The sequence below is a fragment of the Bradyrhizobium sp. G127 genome, from assembly GCF_021502575.1.
Taxonomy (GTDB): domain Bacteria; phylum Pseudomonadota; class Alphaproteobacteria; order Rhizobiales; family Xanthobacteraceae; genus Afipia.
Genome location: NZ_JAKFGN010000002.1, coordinates 881,467 through 890,531 on the forward strand (window position 1 = coordinate 881,467; position 9,065 = coordinate 890,531).

General features: G+C 61.9%; 12 protein-coding genes. 7 read left to right on the forward strand and 5 right to left on the reverse strand.

Features of this window, described 5'->3' with window-relative positions; translation table 11 throughout:
- Nucleotides 1–47 precede the first annotated feature (47 nt).
- Nucleotides 48–629 (forward strand): TetR/AcrR family transcriptional regulator, encoded by a 582-nt coding sequence (locus tag LVY71_RS16330; RefSeq protein ID WP_235100898.1) that lies wholly within the window; start codon nucleotides 48–50, stop codon nucleotides 627–629.
- Between the two features lie 254 nt (nucleotides 630–883).
- Complete coding sequence (locus LVY71_RS16335) at nucleotides 884–1,708, forward strand: MetQ/NlpA family ABC transporter substrate-binding protein (RefSeq protein ID WP_235100899.1); 825 nt, start codon at nucleotides 884–886, stop codon at nucleotides 1,706–1,708.
- Nucleotides 1,709–1,905: 197 nt separating this feature from the next.
- Here LVY71_RS16335 and LVY71_RS16340 read toward each other — a convergent pair whose 3' ends face one another.
- Entirely contained in the window at nucleotides 1,906–3,558 is a 1,653-nt protein-coding gene (locus tag LVY71_RS16340; RefSeq protein WP_235100900.1) for a fumarate hydratase, read from the reverse strand.
- Between the two features lie 210 nt (nucleotides 3,559–3,768).
- Here LVY71_RS16340 and LVY71_RS16345 point away from each other — a divergent pair, with 210 nt between their 5' ends.
- The 5 genes from LVY71_RS16345 to LVY71_RS16365 all read left to right on the forward strand — a co-directional run bounded on the left by LVY71_RS16345 (nucleotide 3,769) and on the right by LVY71_RS16365 (nucleotide 6,827).
- Nucleotides 3,769–4,299, forward strand: a complete 531-nt coding sequence (locus tag LVY71_RS16345) for a hypothetical protein (protein WP_235100901.1) — start codon at nucleotides 3,769–3,771, stop codon at nucleotides 4,297–4,299.
- A 110-nt stretch (nucleotides 4,300–4,409) separates the two neighbouring features.
- Complete coding sequence (locus LVY71_RS16350; RefSeq protein WP_235100902.1) at nucleotides 4,410–4,892, forward strand: hypothetical protein; 483 nt, start codon at nucleotides 4,410–4,412, stop codon at nucleotides 4,890–4,892.
- 23 nt (nucleotides 4,893–4,915) lie between these two features.
- A complete protein-coding gene (locus LVY71_RS16355) occupies nucleotides 4,916–5,593 on the forward strand; it encodes a pYEATS domain-containing protein (RefSeq protein WP_235100903.1) in 678 nt (225 codons plus the stop codon).
- 14 nt (nucleotides 5,594–5,607) lie between these two features.
- On the forward strand, nucleotides 5,608–5,916 hold the full coding sequence (locus tag LVY71_RS16360; RefSeq protein WP_235100904.1) for a HigA family addiction module antitoxin: 309 nt from the start codon (nucleotides 5,608–5,610) through the stop codon (nucleotides 5,914–5,916).
- A 734-nt stretch (nucleotides 5,917–6,650) separates the two neighbouring features.
- Nucleotides 6,651–6,827 carry a hypothetical protein gene (locus LVY71_RS16365; RefSeq protein ID WP_235100905.1) on the forward strand — a complete coding sequence of 59 codons (177 nt, stop codon included), beginning with the start codon at nucleotides 6,651–6,653 and terminating at the stop codon, nucleotides 6,825–6,827.
- A gap of 137 nt (nucleotides 6,828–6,964) precedes the next feature.
- On the opposite strand, the gene LVY71_RS16370 is transcribed toward LVY71_RS16365, so the two are convergent.
- The 4 genes from LVY71_RS16370 to LVY71_RS16385 form a co-directional block, all read right to left on the reverse strand.
- Complete coding sequence (locus tag LVY71_RS16370) at nucleotides 6,965–7,312, reverse strand: hypothetical protein (protein WP_235100906.1); 348 nt, start codon at nucleotides 7,310–7,312, stop codon at nucleotides 6,965–6,967.
- A gap of 124 nt (nucleotides 7,313–7,436) precedes the next feature.
- Nucleotides 7,437–7,847, reverse strand: coding sequence for a (R)-mandelonitrile lyase (locus LVY71_RS16375; RefSeq protein ID WP_235100907.1), 411 nt, complete (start codon nucleotides 7,845–7,847; stop codon nucleotides 7,437–7,439).
- Nucleotides 7,848–7,928: 81 nt separating this feature from the next.
- On the reverse strand, nucleotides 7,929–8,225 hold the full coding sequence (locus LVY71_RS16380) for a hypothetical protein (protein WP_235100908.1): 297 nt from the start codon (nucleotides 8,223–8,225) through the stop codon (nucleotides 7,929–7,931).
- A gap of 119 nt (nucleotides 8,226–8,344) precedes the next feature.
- Nucleotides 8,345–9,052 carry a glutathione S-transferase gene (locus tag LVY71_RS16385; RefSeq protein ID WP_235100909.1) on the reverse strand — a complete coding sequence of 236 codons (708 nt, stop codon included), beginning with the start codon at nucleotides 9,050–9,052 and terminating at the stop codon, nucleotides 8,345–8,347.
- Between the last annotated feature and the right edge of the window lie 13 nt (nucleotides 9,053–9,065).

Consider the following 9,065-nt stretch of genomic DNA (forward strand, 5'->3'; position numbering starts at 1 on the left):
CGGTGCATACTTTACGGCGGGTCGGCGGCAATGTAAACATCAGTTACATGCCTGCGGCGAAAAAACAGACGTATCATCACGGCGACCTGCGCAGCGCGCTGGTCGGACTAGCTCTCGATCGCGTACGCAAAGGCGGTGCGGAGAGCTTCAGCCTGCGCGAGGCCGCGCGTGACGCCGGCGTGACATCGGGCGCGGCCTACAAGCATTTCGCGGACAAGGATGAGTTGCTGGCGGCGGTCGCTGCCGAAGCGTTGACGCTGCTCGCGCAGCGCTCGCTAAAGGCGACGTCGGGACTGAAGGGCAAGGCCCGCCTGCACGCATCGGCGATGGCCTATATCGATTTCGCCGCAGCCGAACCGCGGCTTTTTCGTCTCGCCTTCAGCCGCTTCGGCTCGGACGGCACCACGGAAAAAGACGGTGTGCCCGCCGCGTTCACGCAACTGCGCCACGCGGTCGCGGAACTGCAGGACGATACGGCCAAACCGGTCGATCCCGATGCGCTGGCGCTGGCATGGGCCGTCGCGCACGGCATCGCGTCGCTCATCAGCGACGGCATGTGGAAGAAGAACGATCCGCGCGTCGCGGCTGCGCTGCGACTGTCGTTCAAGGGCATCGCGCCGGCGAAGTAGCGGCGCCGCGCCACACGAATTCCCCGCCGCGAGGCCGCAACATGCGCTGCATCCTGCTGAAATAATGATTTCCCTGCATGCGCTTCGTTCGCGTGCAATGTTGCCTACGCCCGCGTGATTATTCGTAATTCCATTTCATTGACGCGCTCTGCCGCACTGGCCGATCATTCACCAGCCGTCGACGCGCATGTCCGGCGGATTCAGCATCCCTCGATGCCGTCCTTCAACCACCGAACACAAAGATACAGCATCACATGAAAGCACTTTCGCGTTTCCGTTTCCTGTCCCTCGCCGCCTCGGGACTGCTGCTGGCCTCGCTCGGCACAGCCGCTCTGGCGCAATCCGCCGCCGACAAGCCGCTGAAGGTCGGCGTGTCCGCCGGTCCTTACGGCGATATCCTGCGCGAAGCCGCAAAGCTGTCGGAGAAGCAGGGCCTCAAGGCGGAGATCATCGAGTTCACCGACTGGAACCAGCCGAACGCCGCGCTGGATGCAGGCGACATCGACCTCAACAATTTCCAGCATAAGTTCTATCTCGCCAACCAGTCGAAGGCCCGCAACTACAAGCTGGTCGCGCTCGACGACTCGATTCTGGTGCCCGGCGGCATCCACTCGAAGAAGTACACCAAGGCTTCGGACATCCCGAACGGCGCAAAGATCGCAATCCCGAACGATCCAACCAATGCCGGACGCGCGCTGCTGCTGTTCGAGAAGGCGGGCCTGATCAAGCTGAAGCCCGACGTCGGCATCAAGGCGACCGTGCAGGACGTGGCGGAGAATCCGAAGAAACTGCAGATCGTGGAAATCGACGCCGCGCAGCTTGCGCGTTCGCTGGACGACGTGGCCGCGGCCTTCGTGTCCTCGAACTACGCCTATCTCGCAGGGCTCGATCTGAACAAGGCGTTGATCCCGGAGACGTCCAGCCCCGAGGCGAAGCCTTACTACACGCTGCTGTTCGCCGCGCGCGAAGACCGCAAGGACGATCCGCGGATCAAGAAGTTCATCGCGATCTACCGCTCGCAGCCGGTGAAGGACTTCATCGACAACAAGTTCAAGGGCTCGATCCAGGCGGCGTGGTAAGGATCGTCTCACGCGAATGACAAAGGAAAGGGCCTCCCCGGTGATTCCGGGTCGGCCCTTATTCTTTTTCGGGATGCAAGAACAGGCGTAAAGACAACGCACTCGTCATTGCGAGCGCAGCGAAGCAATCCAGTCTGACTTCATCTATCAGCAAGGATTGGATTGCTTCGTCGCTGCGCTCCTCGCAATGACGATCCCTAGCCGAGATTCAATTCCTTGAAAAAGTCGTTGCCCTTGTCGTCCATGATGATGAAGGCCGGGAAGTTCTCGACCTCGATGCGCCAGATCGCTTCCATGCCGAGCTCGGGATATTCCACCACCTCGACCTTCCTGATGCAGTGCTCGGCGAGGTTCGCCGCCGAGCCGCCGATCGAGCCGAGATAGAAGCCACCGTACTTCTTGCAGGCGTCGCGCACCGCCGCCGAGCGGTTGCCCTTCGCCAGCATCACCATCGAGCCGCCGGCCGCCTGAAATTGATCCACAAAACTATCCATGCGCCCTGCCGTGGTCGGGCCGAATGAGCCGGACGCATAGCCTTCCGGCGTCTTGGCTGGCCCTGCGTAATAGACCGGATGGTTCTTGAAATAATCCGGCAGCGGCTCGCCCTTCTCCAGCCGCTCGCGCAACTTCGCATGCGCGGAGTCGCGCGCCACGATCATGGTGCCGGTGAGCGACAGCCGCGTCTTGGTCGGATACTGCGAGAGCGTGGCGAGAATCTCCTTCATCGGCTTGTTGAGGTCGATCTGCACCACCTCGCCGCCGAGCTTGGCTTCCACCTCCGGCAGATACTTCGCCGGATTGTGCTCCAGTTCCTCCAGATACACGCCGTCCCTGGTGATCTTGCCGAGCACCTGACGATCCGCCGAGCACGACACGCCCAAACCGATGGGAAGCGACGCGCCGTGGCGCGGCAGCCGGATCACGCGCACGTCGTGGCAGAAATATTTCCCGCCGAACTGCGCGCCGACACCCAGCGACTGCGTCATCTTCAAGACTTCCTGCTCCATCTCCAAATCGCGGAAGGCGTTGCCGTCCGCTGATCCCTGAGTCGGCAGTTCATCGAGATAGCGCGCCGAGGCGAGCTTCACCGTCTTCATGCAGAGTTCGGCGGAGGTGCCGCCGATGACGATGGCCAGATGATACGGCGGGCATGCGGCGGTGCCGAGCGTCAGCACCTTCTCCTTCAGGAACGCGTGGAGACGATCCTTGGTCAGCAGCGACGGCGTGCCCTGAAACAGGAAGCTCTTGTTGGCGCTTCCGCCGCCCTTGGCCATGAACATGAACTTGTAGGCGTCGTCGCCTTCGGCATAGATCTCGCACTGCGCCGGCATGTTGTTGGCGGTGTTCTTCTCCTCGAACATGGAGAGCGGCGCCACCTGCGAATAACGCAGGTTGCGGCGCAGATACGCGTCGCGCGCGCCCTCGCTCAATGCGGCCTCGTCATCGCCTTCGGTGATGACGCGAAAACCCTTCTTGCCCATGATGATCGCGGTGCCGGTGTCCTGGCACATCGGCAGGATGCCGCCGGCGGCGATGTTGGCGTTCTTGAGAAAATCGAACGCGACGAACTTGTCGTTGTCGCTGGCATCGGGGTCGTCGAGAATTTTGCGGAGCTGCGCCAGATGCCCCGGCCGCAGGTAATGATTGATGTCGCCGAAGGCGGCTTCCGACAGCGCGCGCAGCGCCTCCCGCGACACCACCAGCATGTCCTTGCCCATGACCTTCTCGACCCGCACGCCATCGGTGGTGATCTTGCGATACGGCGTCTTGTCCGCGCCCAGCGGAAACAGCGGGGTGTGCTTGTAGGGCGGAACGGCTTTGGGCGCAGGCACGGGAATCGGGGCGTTCATGGATCAGCTCACGGGTTGGAAGGCGAAAAGCGCCGGAATTTCAACGGTCCGGCGCTGGCCGGCATCGTGTTTGAACCGTTCTAATCGCTTTTCCGACAAAGGGAAGATGGCCAAAAGCCTTGCAGCGCCCTTGCAAGGCGGCTGTGCGCGGCCCGGCTGCCGCGCTAGCGTTCCGCCTTTCAGGATGAATTTCGATCAGGAATTTCGGACATGATCCCCGCCACCCCGGCGACCGCCGACACCACCGCACCGGCCCCCGCCCCGCGCCTGATCGGCCTGCGCGGCGCGCTCGTTATTCTGGCCGCCATCGAGGCGTGGATCGGGTTTTCCGACATGCCGACGCTGTTCGGCGACATGTCGCATATCGGCTCCGGCCTCGGCGGCGGCCTCGTCAAGGCGCACCTCGCGGCGCATCCTGTCCTGGCCATAGCGGCGCTGGTGTTTGCGGCGATGGGCCGTGTGCGCCATGCCATTATCGCGCTCGGCACGATCATCATCATGGCATGGCTGAACGACATGCCCTCGGTGGTCTCGCACGGGCTTGAGTTCAAGGGCGCGTTCGGCGCGGTGGAAACCACGGCGCGGATCATCGCCTTTCCGCTGATCGCCGCCTGCGCCATTGCATATGCGGCGCACGACGAACATCTCGGCCGCGCCACCTTGCTGGTCGCGGTGCCGACGCTGTTCAACATCGTCATGGTGGTCGGGTTCGCCGTCGGCGTCATGATCTACGGGTTTTGATCTTGCTTCACCTCTCCCCGCCCGCGGGAGGAGGTAAAGGCACCTCCCGCACGCCTTCCCCACCTTGCGCAAACAAGCCCCGCGCGCTTCAATGGGACGCGGGGGAAACCATGACAAAACGCATCGCATTTTTCCGATTTCCGGCATTCGCCGCCGCGCTCGTGCTGGCCGTGGCCGCGCTCGGCGCGAACCCTGCCCGCGCCGACCGCTGCGACGATCTGGCCAAGGACCTTGCGGCGCAGATCCCGGGCCTCAAGATCGGAAAGACGGTCGCCGGCGTGATCTATCTCGAACACCCTGCGGTGACGCAGGCCTCGCTCGGCTGCCAGAGCCGCAACCGCAGCAACGACGTGTTCGCCTCCACCGACAAGCGAAAACCCGCCCCGGAATTTTACGACTTCATCGGCACCGCGGCGGCGCTGGTGTTCACCATCCCGAAGAAAGATGCCCAGCGCGGCGCGGAACGCTGCGTCCAGCGCACCAACATCGTGCGCGGGTACAATCTGGATTCACGCTACCGCCGCCTCGACATCCACTGCACGGTCGCCAAGACCGGCGTGCGGATCACGATGTCGCGGGAAAAGGGTGTGTGAGGAGTGAGCTTTAGGATTTCGATATGACTGAATTTAACAATTTTTTGACGGCTCTTTCCGGATTTGCTTGGCCAGGACTGATTTTCTCATTCGGTTTTTATTTCCGTAGCGAGATAAGATCACTTTATCTTCAATTCCAACGTCAACTCGCCTCGGGCGCCGCGTTGAAATGGAAAGATTTTGAATTTCGAGCAATCCAGATTGACCCTTTAGATTTACGAGATGGGACCGAATACGTTCAGGAGCCCGCTGACAAAGAATTCCTTGATAAGCGCCATAAGAGCTATCAAGCAAACAAGAATTTGTTTCTAGTGCATCGCGTACGACCTTCCGGCCAAGTTCATCCATTCAACGATCTGCCAACCTATGACATTACCGTTTATATTCTTTCTCACAAAAATTTTGGACACCTAAACGATGTAAAGGAAGTTCACTACTATTTCGGCCAACATTTTGGTCTGAGAAAAAATGAATACGGGACGAAATTCATAGTAAAGAATGGCACGAACAACTTTGCTGTCCGCACCAACGCTTACGGTCCTACATTGTGCGAGGCACGGATTATCTTCCACGATGGCGGCGAAACAAATGTTAGTCGGTACTTAGATTTCGAGGGAACGGGCTACCGATTTAGTTCTGCAACCAACAATAGCGATATAGAAAAAATAAGAACTCGAAGTGAAAATATCAGCGATTTCTAACTTGAGTTTGCGACATGACAAAAAACCTGCCGCCGATGCATCCGGGCGAGGTTCTTCGTGAGGAATTCCTGATTCCGCTCGGCATGTCCGCGGGTAAACTCGCGAAGGCCTGCGGCCTGCCCCGCACACGCATCGAGCGGCTCGTCAACGAGCAGACCGGCATTACCGCCGATACGGCCTTGCGGCTGGGTCGCGCATTGAAAACCACCGCCGACTTCTGGATGAATCTTCAGAATCGCTGTGACATACGGGTAGCCGCGCGCGAGATCGGACCGGAACTCAAAAAGATCAAGCCTGTGATCGAAGAAGATGAAGCAGCCTGACCGGTGCCTGCTACTATCGCTGTTCATCAACATTAAATCTTGAGGGATACAAATCCCCGCCCTCCAAACCTCTCTTATGTTCGGCATGTCCCGCCCCACATTGAGGGGCGTTCGCGATCGTCACGATACGCGGGGCGGGATGCGGTGGCCGCTTGCGGCGTCCGATCCGGCACATGAAAAGTGCGCCGGATGACGACAGCGCAGCTCGCGGACGGCTGAAGTCGCGTGGTCCTGGCGCCGCGATGCTGGCGTCGAAAGGAAATAGCGAGTCGTCGCTTCGTTCGCGAAGGTGGCGAAAGATCGTAGTTTCCAGAGCGGTGGCGAAAGAGCCCGTCCACCGGGGAGAGCGCGAAACAGGCCGTTCCAACCATTGCGTGCGGAACGCCGGATGCAACCGGCGTGACCGTGGCGACTATGCTCGTGTGCTTTTTACTTTTGCACACGGGGCTGCGGATGCGCACGCGCATCCGGCGTTCCGCGCGCCCTCATCGGGTGCAAGGCGCATGAGAAGACCGGGCGCCCCCGCGCCGTCACAACAACAGGGGCGATGACGTGTGGCTGTTTGAAATTTGAATCGGGAGCGACGCAGCCGAGAGTTCCCTCCCCGCGCTCACACCCGCTTAACCATGCGAACGGGCCGCAAAAACCGTCACAATCGCGCATGAACCAAGTGGTAACGTCCCGCGACTAAGAGACGGCTCTAACAAGAGACGTTCAGGTCGCGCGAGGCGGACATGCTGAGGGATATTCTGGTGACATCGGACGAGGAAGCGCAGCGCCTGCTCGCCGCGTTCAAGGCCATTCCCAACATGCAGGGACGGCTGAAGATCGTCGAACTCGCCGAACGGCTGGCGCGGGAAAAGCGCGCCGCGCGGCTGAGCGTGCAGATGTCGGCCCAGATGGGCGACTGACGACCGCGAGATTCCGTCATCCTGAGGCGCGAGGGGCAAAGCCCGAGCCTCGAAGAAGGACGGGAAACTAAAGTCAAATGGCGCATCCTTCGAGGCTCGCCGCATGAGCGGCTCGCACCTCAGGATGACGCAAGCGGCTACGCCGCGACGCAGCTCTTCACATAAACCCGGCGCGCCGAGCCGCGCAGCTTCTGGTCGATAGCCTGCTTGAGGCATTCCACCCTCGCCTGCGCCACGCACAGCTGCATCTGGTCGCGCGCCTGATGGCGGCCGAGGTGTTTGGTCGCAACGGTCTGGCGGCAGCTCTCGCGCTTGCCGACCCGCGTGGCGGGCTGCGACTTGCCGTCGGCGGGCACGGCATACGCGATCTTCGCGCCTTCCGGCGGCGCGGACGCGATCGCGTTCGGCAGCGGGTTCTGCGCAATGGCGATGTAGATGGCGCCGCCAAGCAGTGCGGCGTAGATCGCGGGGGTGACGATGCGCATCGGTCCTCCTGCTGCGTGTGGGTGATGACGGACCAGACAGTCCGAATGCGACAGCAATGCGGCAGGCCGGGCGATTCGGGAACCCGCCGCACGCGCACGGCGGCATCACAAAACGCGGAGACGATTATCCGGCGCTGACCGGCACCGCGTATTGCGCGTCGGTGACGTATTCGAGCCAGGTCGCGGCGCTGCCGTTCTCGGCCTCCTGCATCGCCAGATGAACCATCATCGTCGTGGGTGCCGCGCCGTGCCAGTGCTTCTCGCCGGGCGGAATCCACACCACGTCGCCGGCGCGGATCTCGCGCACCGGCCCGCCCTCGGTCTGGACGCGGCCGCAGCCCGTCAGCACATAGAGCGTCTGGCCGAGCGGATGGGTGTGCCACGCCGTGCGCGCGCCGGGTTCGAAGGTCACGCGCGTCGCAGTGATCCGCGCGGGCGCCGGCGCTTCGATCACCGGGTCCTGATACACCGTGCCGGTGAAATAGCTTGCGGGCGCGCGCTTGGTCGGCACCGAGCCGGACGGCGTGATTTTCATGGCAAACTCCGGTGAATGGGCCGCGCTGGCGGCTTGGAAAGACGCAGCCAGTCTACGCGCAATCCATCGCCGGGGGAGCGGTTATTTCGGCGCGCGCTGCGAGGCTGCGTCATCGTTGCGTTGCGCGTAGCGTATGCCGCGCAGTTGCAGTTCGCGCTGGATGCGGCGGGTCTTGGACCGTTCCAGCGCCGCGATCAGCCGGTGCAGGACAGCATCGACGCCCTGCACCGCGCGCCGCAGATGGACGCGCAGCCGTTTCAGGCGGACGGCGCCGGAATGATACACGATCGGCGGCGGATTGCGGCTGATCAGATAAGCGCGATAATCGTCCTCGGCGTAGAAATTGCGATGATCCTCGCCGGAAAACAATGCGGCCATGGCCACCTCCCGAATACGTCGCGGCGCAGATGCGGCGTGACGGCAGGAAGATGATCGCCGGGCGATAGGAATGCGAGACGGACGCGCCGCCTGCGATATAGCCGCGGTATAAAGACGCCTTAGGCGTCCAGCGCCTTGTAGTGCCGGAAGATGCCGTCCTCGTTGAACGGGATCCGACGCTCGCTGGCAAGATACGCCTTGACGTTGGGCCGCGCCGCGACACGGTCTCGCAATTCGATCACGCGAGGCACGTTGCGCTCGAAGCGCTTCATGTTGTTCGGGAACGCGTAGCGCAATCCCTCGACGATCTGGAACAGCGACAGATCGGCGTAGCAAATCCTGCGGCCGTTGAGATGAGGTCCGCTGCTGCCGTCGATCAGGCGCTCGAAATAGCCGAGGAATTTCGGCACGCGCTCGCTCCAGAATTCGGATGTGCGCTTCTTCGCGGCGGGGCGCTGGTCTTCGTAATAGAGCGTCGGCCCGAGCGGATGATGGGTGTCGTGAATCTCGACCACGAAATCGGCAATAGTCAGTTGAAGCTGATGCACCCACAGCCGTTGTGCTTCCGCCTTCGGCGCGAGGCCGTGGCGCGGCCCGAGATAGAGCAGGATGTTCGCGGTCTGCCCGATCACCAGCTTGCCGGCCTTCAGAAACGGAGGTGCGAAGGGCGGCGTGCCTTTGGCGGCGTCCATCATCGCCATCATCTTGCTCTCGCCGCTGCCGCGCCGGGCGACATCGGCATAGTCCGCCCCCGCATCTTCCAGCGCCAGGCGGACGTATTCGCCCCGGCCCTGAATGGTCGGCCAGTAATAAAGTTCGTAGCGCATAGGGACCTCGCAA